The 15133-nt window shown below is 70.6% G+C and carries 16 protein-coding genes and 1 pseudogene; 7 read left to right on the top strand and 10 right to left on the bottom strand.

What is annotated here, in order from left to right; genetic code table 11:
• Positions 1 to 78: 78 nt before the first annotated feature.
• Positions 79 to 753, top strand: a complete 675-nt coding sequence (locus QWI33_RS23215; RefSeq protein ID WP_289959320.1) for a TetR/AcrR family transcriptional regulator — start codon at positions 79 to 81, stop codon at positions 751 to 753.
• Between the two features lie 351 nt (positions 754 to 1104).
• On the top strand, positions 1105 to 1755 hold the full coding sequence (gene leuE / locus QWI33_RS23210) for a leucine efflux protein LeuE (protein ID WP_289959319.1): 651 nt from the start codon (positions 1105 to 1107) through the stop codon (positions 1753 to 1755).
• 292 nt (positions 1756 to 2047) lie between these two features.
• Here the strand turns inward: leuE and QWI33_RS23205 are convergent, their stop codons facing one another.
• The 3 genes from QWI33_RS23205 to QWI33_RS23195 form a co-directional block, all read right to left on the bottom strand.
• Positions 2048 to 2491 carry a group II truncated hemoglobin gene (locus QWI33_RS23205; protein ID WP_289959318.1) on the bottom strand — a complete coding sequence of 148 codons (444 nt, stop codon included), beginning with the start codon at positions 2489 to 2491 and terminating at the stop codon, positions 2048 to 2050.
• Between the two features lie 287 nt (positions 2492 to 2778).
• The gene (locus QWI33_RS23200; protein WP_289959317.1) at positions 2779 to 3837 is read right to left on the bottom strand and encodes an AI-2E family transporter; all 1059 of its coding nucleotides are present in this window, start codon (positions 3835 to 3837) and stop codon (positions 2779 to 2781) included.
• A gap of 128 nt (positions 3838 to 3965) precedes the next feature.
• Positions 3966 to 4412, bottom strand: a complete 447-nt coding sequence (locus QWI33_RS23195) for a DoxX family protein (protein ID WP_289959315.1) — start codon at positions 4410 to 4412, stop codon at positions 3966 to 3968.
• A gap of 138 nt (positions 4413 to 4550) precedes the next feature.
• Between QWI33_RS23195 and QWI33_RS23190 the strand changes: the two genes are divergently transcribed.
• Positions 4551 to 5672 (top strand): DNA glycosylase AlkZ-like family protein, encoded by a 1122-nt coding sequence (locus QWI33_RS23190; RefSeq protein ID WP_289959314.1) that lies wholly within the window; start codon positions 4551 to 4553, stop codon positions 5670 to 5672.
• A 4-nt stretch (positions 5673 to 5676) separates the two neighbouring features.
• On the opposite strand, the gene QWI33_RS23185 is transcribed toward QWI33_RS23190, so the two are convergent.
• Both QWI33_RS23185 and QWI33_RS23180 read right to left on the bottom strand, forming a co-directional pair.
• Complete coding sequence (locus tag QWI33_RS23185; RefSeq protein WP_289959313.1) at positions 5677 to 6897, bottom strand: sulfotransferase family protein; 1221 nt, start codon at positions 6895 to 6897, stop codon at positions 5677 to 5679.
• Positions 6898 to 7056: 159 nt separating this feature from the next.
• Positions 7057 to 7596: a DinB family protein gene (locus QWI33_RS23180; protein ID WP_289959312.1), complete on the bottom strand. Its 540-nt coding sequence runs from the start codon at positions 7594 to 7596 to the stop codon at positions 7057 to 7059.
• A gap of 314 nt (positions 7597 to 7910) precedes the next feature.
• Between QWI33_RS23180 and QWI33_RS23175 the strand changes: the two are divergent.
• A pseudogene (locus QWI33_RS23175) lies at positions 7911 to 8864 on the top strand (glycoside hydrolase family 62 protein); the annotation flags it as partial.
• Positions 8841 to 9221, top strand: a complete 381-nt coding sequence (locus tag QWI33_RS29470) for a cellulose binding domain-containing protein (protein ID WP_353895548.1) — start codon at positions 8841 to 8843, stop codon at positions 9219 to 9221. The pseudogene QWI33_RS23175 and the gene QWI33_RS29470, both read left to right, overlap by 24 nt.
• Before the next feature lie 158 nt (positions 9222 to 9379).
• Here QWI33_RS29470 and QWI33_RS23170 read toward each other — a convergent pair whose 3' ends face one another.
• Genes QWI33_RS23170 through QWI33_RS23160 form a run of 3 tightly spaced genes read right to left on the bottom strand, consistent with a single transcriptional unit; the run spans position 9380 to position 11314 of the window.
• On the bottom strand, positions 9380 to 9628 hold the full coding sequence (locus QWI33_RS23170) for a hypothetical protein (protein WP_289959310.1): 249 nt from the start codon (positions 9626 to 9628) through the stop codon (positions 9380 to 9382).
• 16 nt (positions 9629 to 9644) lie between these two features.
• Positions 9645 to 10373 carry an ABC transporter permease gene (locus QWI33_RS23165; RefSeq protein ID WP_289959308.1) on the bottom strand — a complete coding sequence of 243 codons (729 nt, stop codon included), beginning with the start codon at positions 10371 to 10373 and terminating at the stop codon, positions 9645 to 9647.
• A 23-nt stretch (positions 10374 to 10396) separates the two neighbouring features.
• The gene (locus QWI33_RS23160; protein ID WP_289959306.1) at positions 10397 to 11314 is read right to left on the bottom strand and encodes an ABC transporter ATP-binding protein; all 918 of its coding nucleotides are present in this window, start codon (positions 11312 to 11314) and stop codon (positions 10397 to 10399) included.
• Between the two features lie 122 nt (positions 11315 to 11436).
• Here QWI33_RS23160 and QWI33_RS23155 point away from each other — a divergent pair, with 122 nt between their 5' ends.
• On the top strand, positions 11437 to 12669 hold the full coding sequence (locus tag QWI33_RS23155; protein WP_289959305.1) for a sensor histidine kinase: 1233 nt from the start codon (positions 11437 to 11439) through the stop codon (positions 12667 to 12669).
• Positions 12666 to 13271 (top strand): response regulator transcription factor, encoded by a 606-nt coding sequence (locus QWI33_RS23150; RefSeq protein WP_289959304.1) that lies wholly within the window; start codon positions 12666 to 12668, stop codon positions 13269 to 13271. Before QWI33_RS23155 ends, QWI33_RS23150 begins: the two co-directional genes overlap by 4 nt.
• A 7-nt stretch (positions 13272 to 13278) precedes the next feature.
• On the opposite strand, the gene QWI33_RS23145 is transcribed toward QWI33_RS23150, so the two are convergent.
• Both QWI33_RS23145 and QWI33_RS23140 read right to left on the bottom strand, forming a co-directional pair.
• Complete coding sequence (locus QWI33_RS23145) at positions 13279 to 14112, bottom strand: MBL fold metallo-hydrolase (RefSeq protein ID WP_289959303.1); 834 nt, start codon at positions 14110 to 14112, stop codon at positions 13279 to 13281.
• Positions 14102 to 15064 carry an MBL fold metallo-hydrolase gene (locus QWI33_RS23140; protein WP_289959302.1) on the bottom strand — a complete coding sequence of 321 codons (963 nt, stop codon included), beginning with the start codon at positions 15062 to 15064 and terminating at the stop codon, positions 14102 to 14104. Before QWI33_RS23140 ends, QWI33_RS23145 begins: the two co-directional genes overlap by 11 nt.
• Positions 15065 to 15133 lie beyond the last annotated feature (69 nt).

Raw genomic sequence — 15133 nt, 5'->3', positions numbered from 1 at the left:
GGAGCGGCCTATCCGTTAAGCGGCGCCCAGTCTAGCAGTATAAGCGGATAGGGCATTCCACTTGGTTAGGATGTGCTCATGGAACCGAGCTCTGAGAGCGGGATGTGCAAGCGCGCCCGGCGGCTTCGCAGTGACGCCGAGCAGAACCGCGACCGGATCGTCGAGGCGGCTCGGAAGGTGTACCGGCGCGAGGGGCTCGGCGCGTCGATGGCGGGCATCGCCCGCGCGGCCGGCGTGGGCATCGCGACGCTCTTCCGCCGGTTCCCCACCCGCATGGACCTGATCACCGCGGTCTTCGAGGACGCCATGCAGCGCAACCGGGACGCGGCGGTCGCCGCCCGCGACGCGGAGTGCGCCTGGGACGGGTTCCGGGAGTACGTCCAGGCGGTGTGCGCGCTGCAGGCGGCCAACCGCGGGTTCGCGGAGGTCCTGACCATGAACTACGGCACGGCGAAGGCGCTCGAACGCCAGCGCCAGGAGGCGTTCGAGGCGTTCACCCAGCTGATCGGCAGGGCGAAGCAGGAGGGGCGCCTGCGTGAGGACTTCTCCCCCGAGGATCTGCCGATCCTGTTGATGGCCAACGCGGGCGTGCTGGGGACGGCCGGCGACGCGGGTGCGGCGGCGTCGAAGCGGCTGGTGGGCCAGATGCTGCGGGCGTTCTCGGAGAGCGGGTCGGAGCCGCTGCCGCCCGCGCCGAGCCCGAAGGAGCTGTTCCGCGGCATGGTGCGCCAGCGCCGAACCGGCGGCGCTTGAACCCGAGGCGGTGCCATGTGACCGGTGATATGTCACATGCCGCAGACCGGACCAGCGGTGCTCAGGCCCGGAGCGGTGCCTTGCGTCCGATGGAATGGCATGGCCGCACGAGGGACCGCGGCGCTTGAACCCGAGGCAGTGCCATGTGACCGGTGATATGTCACATGCCGCACGGGGGAAGATCGGTGTCCAAGCGGGGCGACCGCCGCGTCCCGCGCGGGTCAGCGCCGGCGCCGGAGATCACGGTTGCCGCCGTGGTTGCGGCGGCCATAGACTGGCCAGGTTTCGCAGCGCACGCTGCGGCGCGCCTCCCTTCCCGCTCGACTGCTCGGCCTCTGAGAGGAACCGCCCGTGTTCGGCACCGTCGACCTGTGGACCTATGTCGTCGCCACTGTGCTCATCATCTTGCTGCCGGGCCCGAACTCGCTGTACGTGCTCTCGGTGGCCTCGCGGAAGGGGCGGCGGGCCGGTTTCCAGGCCGCGGCGGGCGTGTTCCTCGGCGACTCGGTGCTGATGGTGGCCTCGGCGGCGGGTCTCGCCTCGATGTTCGCGGCTTCGCCGGTGCTGTACAACCTGGTCCGCTGGGCGGGCGTCGCGTACTTGGCGTTCCTGGCGTTCGGCCTCCTGCGCGGCGGTTGGAAGACTTGGCGTGCGGCGCGGCGGGGCGACCCGCTGGAGGCGAAGACCCTGGACGCCGGTGCGGTGAACGAGCGGCCGTTCGTGCGGGCGCTGATCGCGAGCCTCTTGAACCCGAAGGCGATCCTCTTCTTCGTCGCGTTCTTCGTGCAGTTCGTCGACCCGGCCTATGCGTACCCGGTGCTCAGCTACGGCGTGCTCTTCGTGATCCTCCAGGTCTGCTCGATGGTCTACCTCTCGACCCTCATAGTCGCCGGCGACGGCCTCGCCCAGACCTTCCGCCGCCGCAGGCGCCTCGCCGCAGCCGGCAACGGCCTCGTCGGCGCGGTGATGATCGCCTTCGCCGCCAAACTCGCCACCGGCTGACCGCATATTCTGCGCGCTGACCTGCGGAAACAATCAGGTGTCGGACCCGTGTGAGAGTGTGGTCCTTTTCGGTTGGTCGGAGGCGGATGCGGGTGGGAAGGGGCATGCCCTACGCGCCCGAGGCCCCGCCGCACGTGGTACCCCGTCAACGCCCTCAACGCCCTCCGAAGGCTCCGATCCCTCCGCTATGGAGAGCAACGTCCGGCGCATCGGGCCGTGCCACGATGCTTGGCAGGTCGGGCAGTGCTGCGCAGCCGGTGCAGCAGGCGGTCCTCGCAGCGCGGCCCATCCGTTACGGCCAGTGCGGCACTTCCTGGCACGGGTGCAGGTCGTCCTCGCCTTTGGCGTGGGAGTTCACTTGGGCCACTTCGGTGCCGAACACGATGTAGTCGTGGAGCGAGCTCCGGAGCGCGTCGTCGACCGGACCGTGCTCGGTGACCGCGCGGTCGAAGAGCTCGATGAAGCGGGCGCGCTGCTCGTCGGTGATGGCGAGTCCGCGGTGGGCCGTGAGGAGCGTGTCGAAGCCGCCGAGCTCATCGGTGTACCGCGCCGGGCCGCCGAAGACTTCCGCGAGGAATGCCGTGAGGTGATCGACGTGGTGCGCAGCGCCGGCGCCGAACAGCGGCTGCAGGACCGGGTCTTGGAGCACTGAGCCGTAGAACGCGTCAACGGTCCCGCGAAGGGTGCCGTCGCCGCCGATCCGCTCGTAGATGGTGGTGGTGTCGCCGTCTCCCATCGGGGTGTCCTTCCGTCGAGGTGGAGTCCTTGTCCCCCAAGGGCTCTCGCGTCGACTGTAGCCCCACCGGGTCCGAGTCCCCAAGCGGATGAGCCCTGCCTGCAGAGCAAGGCGCTTCAGCGTCGCCACCGCCAGGGCCGCCTCCGCGACTTGATCTCGCCAGCCGGCGCTCAGCGTTCGCGGAGGTCAACCCGCCGGAGTTGCAGGGGCGACCTATCCTGGACGCGAAGACGAGGCCGGGGGCGCGTGCGGGTATGCGCCCCCGGCCTCGTCGCGTTCGGTTCAGGTCAGGATTTGTCGAGGCGCGGGAGCACGAGCTCCTTGCCGATCAAGCGGATCGCGGCGTAGATCGGGACCGAGAGCACGATGCCGACGACGCCGAAGAGGGTGCCGCCGACGAGCACGGCGACGATCGCCGCGAGGTTCGACACCTTCACCGCGCTGCGCATGACCGTCGGGTAGATGACCCAGTTCTCGAGCTGCTGGTAGGCGAGGAAGAAGATCGCGGAGGCGACGGCCGTCATGGGCGAGACGGTGAGCGCGACGAGGGTGACGACGACGGCGCCGATGGTCGCGCCGATCTGCGGGATGAGGTCGAGCAGTGCGACCAGGAGGGCCAGCAGCGCGCCGTAGGGAATGTCCACGATGGCCATGAAGATCCAGGACGAGATGCCCGCGAGCGCCCCGATGGCGAGCGCGCCGATGAGGTAGGCGCCGATCTGGCGGAGGATGCCCTCGACGATGCGATCGGTCTGCTCGCGCTGGGAGGCGGCGACGAGTCGGATCATGCCTTTGCGAAGCTGCACGTAGGCGGAGAGGATGAAGATGGTCAGCAGGATCGTGGTGACCGTCCACACCAGACCGCCGAAGAAGGAGGCGACGCCGCCCGCGACGCCGCCGAGGGCTTTGGTCATGTTCGCGGGGGTGAGTGCGCCTTCGGCGCGTTGGAGCAGGCCGTCCTTGCCGCCGAAGCTGTCGACGAGCCGGCTGTTCATGAGGGTCTCGTAGTAGCCGGGGGCCCTGTCGACGAACTCGGCGGATTCGCGGACGATCGCGGGGATGATCGCGGCGATGCCGCCGCAGAAGACGATGGCCAAGCCGAGGAAGAGAATGGTCATCGCGAGCCAGCGGGGCATGCCGCGCTTGGTCATGCCGCTGATGATGCGTTCGAGGCCGACCGCGAGGAACGCGGCGACGATGAGGGCGGTGATGACGGTGCCGAGTTCCTGGACGGCCCAGACGGCGGCGGTGGCGACCGCCAGACCGATGCCGAAGAGGATGCCGGCGGCGAGCGGCGGGGTGTTCGCAAGACTTCTGCGCAGGGGCAATCCGGTTTTCTCAGCCATGTGAGGTTTCTAGCAGACACCGCATCGGGCCGGGGTCCGGCACGCACTCAGTGCCCGTTCGGACTCACTTGCGACCGTTTCGCAGCGCGAGGGCCGGCGGGCGTGCCGCCGGCCCGTGCTGCGCGGGTTCACCGCACGGACTTGAAGCCGTGCTTGAAGAACCGCTGCGTCTGCTGGCGCCGGACCCACGCGACGCCCGCGAACAGGACGAGCAGGATCAGCGGGGTGATGACGGGGTAGTCGAGGATCGCTGCGTTGAAGATCGCCGCGCCGATCATGAGCAGGCCCAGGCCGATCGCGGCCAGGCCGGCGACGCGCGGGATGAGCAGGCCGATGCCGCCGGCGATCTCCAAGGCGCCGACCAGGTACATGAACCAGTCGCCCCAGCCGATGAGGTCGAAGCCCTCGGCGGCGGCCTCGACGCCGAACAGCTTCGGCGTGCCCGAGGCGACGATCATGAACGCGCCCAGAAGGATCTGGAGCACCCAGGTGGTGATGTCGAGGGCTTTGCCGGGGCCTTCGTCGGCGGTGGTGGCGAGAACGGTTTCGTCTGCGGTGCGGTCGTACGTCGACATGACGGGCCTCTTTCAGGGGGAGTATCGGGCTCTTGCACGTGTAGACGAGACCGGCCGCGCGGATTCATCGCGGCATCCGGAGTGTTTCGCGGCACCGATCGGACCCCGCGTGTCGGTCCCCGGGGATAGCGTGGAGGCATGATCGAACGCCAGCAGGTGCAGCGCTACCGCGTCCAGGCACAGCAGCTCGACCGCGAGAGCGGGACCGTGGCCGACACGGCCGCCCTCGACCTCGGTGTGCAGGACACCGGAGCCGACGGCGCGCTCTGGGCCCTTGAACTGCGCGGCGTCAAGACCGCCGGGCTCGGCGCCGCCGCCGAGCACCACGACGACCTCGTATGGCTGTGGACCCTGCGCGGCGCACCGCACTGCTACCGGCGCGCCGACGCCCCGCAGGTCGCCGCCGCCGTCGCCCCCTGGTCGGAGGCCGACGCCGCGAAGCGGATCTTCGACGCCTCCAAGCCCCTCAAGGACGCCGGCATCCCCGTCCTCGACGCGCTCGATGCCGTCGCCGGGCAGATGCGCACGATCGTGAAGGAGCCCATGGTCAAAGGCGAGATGTCGACCCGCCTGCACGAGGCGATGCCCGAGCCCTACCAGCGGTACTGCCGCTCCTGCGACGCCGTGCACCTCTACGAGATGCCCTTCCGCCTCTCCGCGGTCCGCGCCGGGCTCGAACTCGTCCCCGACACCTCCCCGCCGGTGCTGCAGCCCATGCCGGGCTTCGCGGTGGCCGGCGCCTACGAGGACCGCTTCGACCCCGTCCGCGCCTACCTGCACCTCCTCGGGCCCGCCACTCACAAGCAGGTCGCCGAGTACGTGGACGCGCCCGTCCGCGAGGTCAAGGCCCACTGGCCCGCCGACGCCGTCGAAGTCACGGTCGACGACGGCGCCGCAGGCGAGACCCGGTGGATGCTCGAAGCCGACCTCGACGCGCTCCGAGGAGCCGACGCCTCAGGGACGACCCGGCTGCTCGGCCCCTACGACCTCTACCTCCAGGCCCGCGACCGGTCCACGCTCGTCGCCGACCCCGCCAAGGTCAAGGCCCTGTGGCCCGTCCTCGGCAGGCCCGGCGCCGTCCTCGTCGACGGCGGGATCGCCGGCGTGTGGCGCCCCCGCAAGTCCGGCAAGAAGTTCACCGTCACCGTCGAGCCCTGGCGCGACCTCGAGGCGACCGAGCGCAAGGCGATCGAAGGCGAGGCCGAGAAGCTCGCCGCGTTCCGCGGGGTCGCCCTCACCGGCCTCGACTACACCGGCTGACCGGTCAGCGGATGCTCGCCGTCAGGTTGTCCACGAACAGCCCGTAGTCCCCGAACGCGTCGTCCACCATCGCCGGGTCGAGCCCGTAGTGCACCATCGAGTACTCGTGGCCGCGCTGGTCCCGCGGGCGGTTCAGCGCGTCCTCCAGGTTCTGCGCGTCAGTGTCCGTCCACTTCAGGTCGAGCTTGTCGAACAGCTCCGGCACGTACTTGAACGGGTCCGCCATCATCGCGTGGTAGGCGACGTCCACGGTGGACTCGCGCGGCATCTGGATGCGCTCGCGCCGCGCCCGCTCCACCATCTCCGGGAGGATCTGCAGCCACACCTCCCCGATCCGCTTCGGGTCCACCGCCTTCGGGTGGTTGTGCAGGTACCCCAGGGATTCCGCCATCGAGCACATCGAGCCCATGACCGTGTGCGGGTCCCGGTGCGTCCACACGAACTTCGCGTCCGGGAACACGTGGTGGATCGCCGCGGTCTCCCCCAGGCAGTCCGGGTGCTTCAGCATCCACCGCGGCGTCGCGCGCCGGAACTGGAGGATCTGCAGCACATCGCGCACGAACCGGTAGTCCGGCCGCGCGTCGTAGGAGCGCAGGAAGTCGACGTACGCCGGCATGGGCGCCATCGTGTTGTGCAGCCGGCTCTGGTTGAGCAGGAAGTAGATCTCCTCCACCCAGTCCGCGCGCACCGGGTGGATCCGCGACCACGACGGGCTCAGCATGAGGATCTGGTCGAGCCGCTTCTGCGTCTGCCGGCGCAGCTTCGCGACCTCCTCCTCCGGCCGCGCCAGTCCGATGTTGTCCATCTCCCACATGTACGGCCCGCGCCCGCCCGGCGCGTTCGCCAGGATCTTGTGGGTCAGCGTGGTCGCCGTGCGGGGCAGGCCGATCACGAACACCGGCGCCTCGATCCGCTCCTCGCGCACCTCCGGATGCTCGGCCTGCAGGCGCCGCACCAGGAAGCGGTTGCGGATGCGGGTCTTCACCATGTCCTGCACCGAGAGCCAGCCGACGCCGCTCAAGGACGGGACGTCCGCGATGAACCCGAGGAAGCGGCGCAGCAGCTGCAGCTCCGACTCGTCCTCCTCGGACAGGGCCACGCCCGCGTTCGCGGAGCGCTGGGAGTCCAGGAGGCGGTCGAAGAACCGGTACGGATCGTGGCGCGCCCGCGCTGCGGGAGCGGTGAGGGCGTTGACAAGACGCAATCGTGCGGTGGTCCGGCGCATGGAAGGTCCTCTCTGCGTTGGCGATGCACGCCAAGGGGTGACGCTCCCGCAGCGTAGCGCAACCGGGTCGCCGTTTGAAGTCCCTGCGCGGCAGGCGTTCAGCGCGCATGAGCGGCAGGGCCTTCTACCTCCATTGCAGACCGTTCCAGTGGGATTGGCCTATTCGCCGGTCTCGCCGTCGATCGCCTCGCGGATGAGGTCGGCGTGGCCGTTGTGGCGGGCGTACTCCTCGATCATGTGGCAGAGGATCCACCGCAGCGACGGGCTCCGCCCGTCCGGCCAGGTCCGGTGCGCGAGCCGGCCCAGGCCGCCGTCCGCCAGCGCCTCGGCGGTGAGGGCCCGGGCGCGCTCGATGCTGGACTGCCAGAGGGCGTGCAGGTCCTCGGGGGTGTCGGCGGTGGCGGAGTGCCAGTCCCAGTCGCGGTCGGCATTCCAGTCGACGGAGTCCCAGGGTTCGCCCATGGGGCGTCCGAAGAGGGAGCGGGAGAACCAGGCGGTCTCCACGTAGGCCATGTGCTTGAGGAGGCTGCCGAGGGTCAAGGTGGAGGCGGCGACGGTGGTGTCGAGTGCGGCGGCGTCGAGGCCGGCGGTCTTCCAGGCGAGGGTGGCGCGCTGGAAGTCGAGGAAGCCGATGAGGGTGGCGGCCTCGTCGCCGTCGGCGGGAGGTTCGGGTCGGCCTTGGGCGTCGATGACGGTCATGGGTGGACTGTAGCGCGGTGGTGTGACGCTCTGGAACTTTCGGAATGGCGCCGGAGGCCTGAAGGCATTTACAGGCATCGATGTTTATCGGTAACCTGTTCGTGCGGTCACGATATTTCCGGAACCTCCCGAAACTTTCGGATCCGGGCGTGGACGCCTTGCATCCCAAGGAGAACGACATGAGCATCTCGATCCGGACCCGGTTGCGGGCGGTGCGCTTCGCACTGCTCGCCGCCGCGCTGGCCGCGACCATGGCGGCGGGGCTCACCGCCCACGCCCAGAACGCGGAGGAGGACGCGGCCGCCCCGGTGCAGGCCGAGGCCCTCCCCGCGAGCTTCACCTGGAGCTCCACCGGCGTCCTCGCCGGCCCCAAGCCCGACTCGGCGCACCCGAACATCGCCGGGCTGAAGGACCCCTCGGTGGTCTTCCACAACGGCAAGTGGCACGTGTTCGCGTCCATCGCGAGCTCGGCCGGGTACAACATGGTGTACTTCAACTTCAGCGACTGGAACCAGGCCGCCGGCGCCACCCACCACTACCTCGACCGCTCCGCGATCGGCACCGGCTACCGGGCCGCGCCCGAGGTGTTCTACTACGAGCCGCAGGGCCTGTGGTACCTGGTGTACCAGGACGGCAACGCCGCCTACTCCACGAACGCGGACATCGCCAATCCGAACGGGTGGTCGGCCCCGAAGCACTTCTACTCCGGCATGCCGCAGATCATCAAGGACAACATCGGCTCGGGCTACTGGGTCGACATGTGGGTCACCTGCGACGACGTCAACTGCCACCTGTTCTCCTCCGACGACAACGGGCACCTCTACCGGTCCCAGACCTCGGTCGCGAACTTCCCGAACGGCATGAGCCAGCCGGTGATCGCCATGCAGGACAGCAACAAGTACGCGCTGTGGGAGGCCAGCACCGTCTACAAGGTCAAGGGCACGAACCAGTACCTCCTGATCGTGGAGGCCATCGGGTCGGGCCGGTACTTCCGTTCCTGGACCTCCACGAGCATCGCCGGACCCTGGACGGCGCTGGCCGACACCCCCGCCAACCCGTTCGCGGCCGCGTCCAATGTGACCTTCCCGGGCGGGGCGTGGACGAACGACATCAGCCACGGCGAGATGATCAGGGCCGGGGTGAACCAGAAGATGGAGATCAACCCCTGCAACATGCAGTACCTGTACCAGGGCATGGATCCGAACGCGTCGGGCGAGTACAACAACCTGCCGTGGCGGCTGGGGCTGCTCACGCAGACCAACTCGAGTCCGGACTGCGGCGGGACCGGCGAGACGACGCCGCCGCCGACGACCACGCCGCCGCCTGCGAGCGGCTGCACGGCGACGCTCACGGTGGTCGGCGACTGGGGTTCGGGCTGGCAGGGCCGGGTCGACGTGACCGCCGGCAACGCGGCGCTGAGCGGCTGGAGCCTCAAGTGGACCTGGCCCGGAGCGCAGCAGATCACGTCGTCATGGAATGTGGACCGGTCGCAGGCGGGGGCGGTGGTGACCGCCGATGACGTGGGCTGGAACGGCGCCGTCGCGGCGGGGCAGTCGCGCGAGGCCTTCGGGTTCGTCGCGACCGGGCCGAGCACGGCGCCGAAGGTGACCTGCACCCCGGCCTAGGAACGAGGCCGGCGCCCGCTCCCCCGGATCTGGGGAGCGGGCACCGGAGTGCACGGGGGACGGGGGGTCCTATCGCGTTCGCCGCGATGCTTTCAAGCTATGGCCCCGTGGGGCCGGGCGGCAAGGCATGGCCGGCAACGGTTTGGTAAATCAGCTGTTCAGTCGATGCGCCCTGGACCCATCGGCGGGCCTTGGCGCCGGGCCCGAACCGCGACGACCGCGATCCGGGACCCGGACCAGACGGCCGCGGCCGCGCCGAGGACCAGGACGGTCCGGTCGCCGGGGTCCAGGAGCAGGACTGCGGCGGCGATGACCGCGAACGTCGTCGCCGCGACCGCGGCCTCGACCGCCCAGTGCGTCGGGAGTCTGGCGTAGAGCAGGGAGTTCTTGAACTCTTCGAGGAACACGGGATGCCTTCCGTCCCTAGGCCCGGGGCTGCCAGCGGAAGAGCTTGGCGGCGACGAGCGAGGCGGCGACGGCGACGACGGCCGAGAGCACCAGCGGTTCGACCGCGGCCGCGTAGCCGTTGGGCGAGCCGTCCCAGGCGAGGCGGGTCAGCTCGGCCACGCTCGCGCCGGGGACCGCCGCGGCGAGGACCGATCGCACCCCCTCGATCGGGGCCAGGCCGAGGAACAGGCCGACCATGAACACCAGCGTCGCGGGGATCACCGTGATCTGGGCGGCCTCGGGGCTCTTGGTGAACGACGCGGTGAGGAAACCCAGGGCGACCGAGGTGACGGCGCCGCTGGCGAAGGCGAGCGCGAGCAGTTCGGGGTGCTCGGGTCCGTTCCCGGTGAGCCGGGTCATGACCGCGAAGACGATGACGGCCTGGACGGCGACGATGAGGACCAGGGGCCCGGACAGTCCGGCCACGATGGACGCGGTGGAGGCCGGCGAGGACCGCAGGCGTTTCAGGTAGCGCTGCTGGCGGCGGGCGGCGAGGGTCATGGTGATGGGCATGAGCACGCCGAACAGGAGCAGCATGCCCAGTTGCACGGCGGCGAGCGAGCCGCCGGACCCGGACACGGCGGTGACATTCGAGCGGCCCACGGCGATCGCCATCGCGATGGGGAGGATCGCGGCGGTCACCAGGACGGTGCGGTTGCGCAGGATCAGGCGCGTCTCGGCGACGGCGAGGGTCAGAGCGGTCATGGCAGGACTCCGTTCAGGGCAGGTCAGGAAGCGGGGGCGGTCTCGAGCTCGGCGAAGATCTCGTCCAACGTGGCCGGTCCGGCGCGCAGGTCGCCGAGGTCGACACCGGTGCGGGCGGCCCAGTCGAGCAGGCGGTGCAGGTCCGCCTGGAGTTCGGTCGTGCGGACCGTGAGCCGCCCGTCGGCCACGGCGGTCCGGCCCGCGAGCACCGGCAGATCGAGCGGGTCGAACGGCTTGGGGCCCACCGTGATCCGCGCCTCGTGAGACGAGGTGATCTCCTCCACGGTGCCGAAGCGGGCGATCCGGCCCCGGTCCATGATGGCCACATGGTCGGCGAGCTCCGCGGCCTCGTCCAGGTAGTGGGTGGTCAGCAGCACCGCCGTCCCGCGCTCGGTGAGCTCGCGCAGCAGCGCCCAGGTGCGCCGCCGCGACGCCGGGTCCAGGCCCGTGGTCGGCTCGTCCGCGAACAGCACCGCCGGGTCCGTCGAGAGCGCCAGCGCGAGGTCGAGGCGGCGGCGCTCGCCCCCTGAGAGCGCGGCGACGCGCACGCCGGCGCGGTGGGCGAGGTCCACGCGCTCGATCAGCTCCTCGCGGGCGGGCAGGCGGTGCAGGTCGGTCCACAGGCGCAGCGTCTCGCGCACCGTGAGGTCGTCGGCGAAGCCGGTCTCCTGGCCGATGACGGCGACGCGACCGGCGAGTTCGCGGCGGTGCCGCCAGGGGTCGCGGCCCTGCACGTGGACCGTGCCCGCGGCGGGGCGGCGCAGCCCGACCGCGGTCTCCACTGTGGTGGTCTTCCCGGCGCCGTTGGTGCCGAGGAGCGCGAAGAGCTCACCGGAGGCGATGGTGAAGGAGATGCCGTCGACGGCGGTGAAGGAGCCGTAGCGGCAGGCGAGGTCGCGGACCTCGACGGCGGGGCGGTCTTCGTGGGTGATCGCGTTCATGGCTTCAATCCTGGCGGTCCGCGAGGGCCGCAGGTAGTGCCGGAACCGCATCGGTCCAGGTGACGGACGTGTGGGGGCGGTCTGACAAATGTCATTCGGGACCGGGGTGGTTGAATCTCGGCATGCCCCCTGAACCTGAGCCCTCCGCGCTGAATCTGCGCCGACTGCGCACGTACACGTTCTTCACCGTGATCGGCACCGGTCCGGCGGTGCTGTTCATGGCCGTGCTGTTCCTCGCCGGCTCCGATCTTCGCGGCACGGACCTGGCGCTGGTGGGCGGGGCCGTGACGATCTCGGTGGTGCTGTGCACGGCGGCGCTGGCGCTCCACTGGCACGGGCAGGGCCCGGTGCGACGCAAGGTGTTCTGGGCTCTCTCGCTGGTGATGATGGTGATCGGCGCCGCCGCCGAGGCGCGCTCGGGCGCGATCGAGGGCGTGTGGGCGGCGCCCGCAGGGATGCTCGCGGCGGAGTTCGCCTTGTGGTTCAAGCCGGGCAAGCGGGCGCGGGCGCTGCTCTGGGCGTGCGCCGCCGCGCTCGGTTCGGTGGTGGTCTTCGCGCAGCTGGGGTGGTTCTCCGCCGGCGCGGTCGTCGTGTCGGTGCTGATGGTGCCCACGGTGAGTACGGCCATCGTGTGCCAGCTGTGGCACTACCAGGTGGCGCGGGAACTGGAGCAGGCGCGCGGGCTGGCCGCGGACCTGGCGGTCGCGGAGGAGCGGCTGCGGTTCGCGGGCGAGCTGCACGACATCCAGGGAGGGAACCTGCAGGCGATCACGTTGAAGGCGCAGGTCGCGCGGCGGCTCGTCACGGTCGACCCCGAACGCGCCGAGGCCGAGATGCGGGCCGTCGAAGAGCTGGCGCGGGCGGCGCTCAAGGACGCGCGCGAGGTCGTCGGCGGGTACCGGAAGGTCGCGCTGGCCGACGAGATCGACTCGGCCGCAAGGATCCTCGAATCCGCCGGAGTGCAGGCGACGGTGCCGGACGCCGCGCCGTCCCTGGACGAGGACACCGAGAAGCTGCTGGGCCTGCTCGTGCGGGAGGCGACGACGAACCTCATCCGGCACGCCGAGCCGACCGCCGCCGACGTGTCCATCGTGGAGGTTGACGCGCAGGTCACCGTGACGGTGACGAACAACGGCGCGCCCTCCCCCGTCGGCCGCGGCAACGGCCTGACGATGCTCAGGGACCGGTTCACCGAAGCGGGCGGCACCGTCGAGCACGCCCACGACGGCGACCGGTTCACCCTCAAGGGCACGGTGCCGAAAGCGGCGCCGCCGCAGGTGCCCGCGCCCAGGGCGGCGAGGCCGCGGCGTGCGGTGCCGGTGCGGCGGATCGCGCCGAAGCGGGCCCGCCGGTGATCCGCCTCCTGGTCGCCGACGACGAGACGCTGGTGCGCGAAGCGCTGGCCGTGCTCCTCGGGCTCGAACCCGACATCACCGTGATCGCCCAGGCCGACAACGGTGCCGACGCCGTCGCACTCGCCCAGTCGCGGCTCCCCGACATCGCCGTGCTCGATCTGGAGATGCCGCCGCAGGACGGTCTCTGGGCCGCCGTGCGCATCCGCGAGTCGAACCCCGGTGTCAAGGTCATGCTCGTGACCCGGCACGCGCGCCCCGGCGTGCTGCGCCGCGCCCTCGCCGCAGGCGTCTCCGGGTTCGTCCCCAAGACCACCCCGGCCGAGCGGCTCGCGCAGATCATCCGCGACATCGGCCAGGGCCGCCGCTACATCGACCCGGAGATCGCCGCCACGGCCCTCACCGAGGACCGCTCGCCCCTGACCGAACGGGAGCTCGACCTGCTCCGCGCGGCCAGGGGCGGCGGCACCATCGAGGAGATCGCCGCCCAGCTCCACCTCGCCCCCGGGACGGTGCGCAACTACCTGTCGACCGCGATGCGCAAGCTGGACAAGAAGACCCGCCACGCCGCGGCCCAGCACGCCTGGGAGCAGGGCTGGATCTAGCCGGTCCCTAGCCCTCGATCGTGAACGACTCGAGGTGGTCCAGCAGTACGAACTGCGAGTCGGGGCTGTACCGGGCCACCGTCTCCCCCAGGGCCGCGCCGCCGAAGAGGTCCACGGCCGGTTCGGTCAAGGGCTCCTCGTAGTCGTCCCAGTGGGTCGGGATCACGTACGGCGGGCTGCCGACCGCCGCGAACAGCCGCTCCTCGTAGTCCGGGTAGTTCGGGTTGGGGCCCTGCATGAACAGCACCGTCGGCCGGATGCCCTCGACCTCGCGCTCATGGAACGACGGCACCGCGTTGAAGTACAGCGAGACGCCGCCGAAGTCCACCAGGTAGGCGAGGCTGCCGCCCTCCACGAGGTCCTTGATCGTCTCGGGCTTGCGCGGGGCCTCGCCCGGGCGGGTGCCCGGGAACAGCAGGTTCTTGTGCTTGCCCGTGACGCCGTGCGAGGACCGGAAGACCTCCACGGTGTACCCCTCGAACTGGTACCACTCGCCGCCGCCCACCAGCGACAGCTGCTCGGCAGGGGTGTCCATGGCGCGCAGCAGGTTCAGGTGCGTCTCGGTGCCCAGCACCGTCGCCCCGGTCTTCGCGGCCACGTACGGGACGTCCGCGATGTGGTCGAAGTGGGCGTGCGTGATGAGGATCGAGTCGGCGGCGCCGATGTGCTCGTCGATCGCGGCCTCGTCGATCGCGATCGGCGTCTCGGGGTCGAATTGGCCCGGCTTCGTCGCGCCCGTGAAGGTGCGCGAGACGTACGGGTCGACGAGCACGGTGGCGCCGTTGCCCTGGACCTCCCAGGCGTTGGTGCCCAGCCAGCGGACGGTGACCTCAGAAGTCATGGCTCTCCAGGTGGTCGATGACGAGGAACTCGGAATCGGGGCTCGCGGCGGCCACGCGCTCGCGCAGCAAGTCCACATTGGCCGGATTGCCGCCGGGGACGGCCGGCTCGGTCAGGGGCTGGTCGAAGTCGTCCCAGTGCGTCGCGATCACGTACGGCGGGAAGCCCGTGGCCTCCAGGAGCCGCTCCACGTAGTCGGGCGTGTGCTTGCCTCCGGGCTGTACGAACACGGCCGTGGGGCGCAGGTGCGCGATCTCGTGCTCGTGGAAGTTCGCCGAGCCCGCGTTGAAGAACGAGACGCCGCCGAAGTCGAGCAGGTAGGTGAGGCTGCCGCCTTCGATGAGGTCCTTGATCTTCTTGGGACGCTTCGGGACCGCTCCGGGGCGGGTGCCGCCGAACTGGATCTGCTTGTGCTCGCCGCTCGCCGAGTGCGAGGACCGGAAGACCTCCACGGTGTAGCCCTCGAACTGGTACAGCTCGCCGCCGAGGACCTGCGAGAGCTGGGCCTCCGGGGCGCCCATGGCCCGGAGCAGGTTCAGGTGCGTCTCGGTGCCGAGCACGGTCGCGCCGGTGCGCGACGCCAGGTACGGGACGTCGGCGATGTGGTCCCAGTGCCCGTGCGTGACGAGGATGGTGTCCGCTCGCGGCAGGTGCTCGTCGACGGCGTCCTCGTGGACCTCGATCTTCGTCTCCGGGTCGGCCCCCTCGGGCGTGTACGCGCCGGTCGGGAAGCGGCTCACCCACGGGTCGACGAGCACCGTCGCCTCCCCGGCGGTGAACTCCCAGGCGTTCGTGCCGAGCCAGCGCAGCCGCACCGCGGGAGCGGCGGCGTCGTCGGTCTGGGCGGCGGCGATGCCGCCCGCGGTGGCGGTGGCCGCCAGCGCCGCCGCGCCGGTGCCCATGAGCAGGCCGCGGCGGCGGATCGGCGGGGTGTGGTCCTTGGCTGTGGTCATGGGTGGTATTCAAGCCGCCGTGTTTCGTTCCGTCCAATATCAACGCGCCTATGGGCCGATACGCGCGTT

This window comes from Glycomyces tritici (assembly GCF_030403505.1).
Note: the sequence above shows the minus strand (reverse complement) of the source record. Positions and strands in the feature narration are given on the sequence as shown.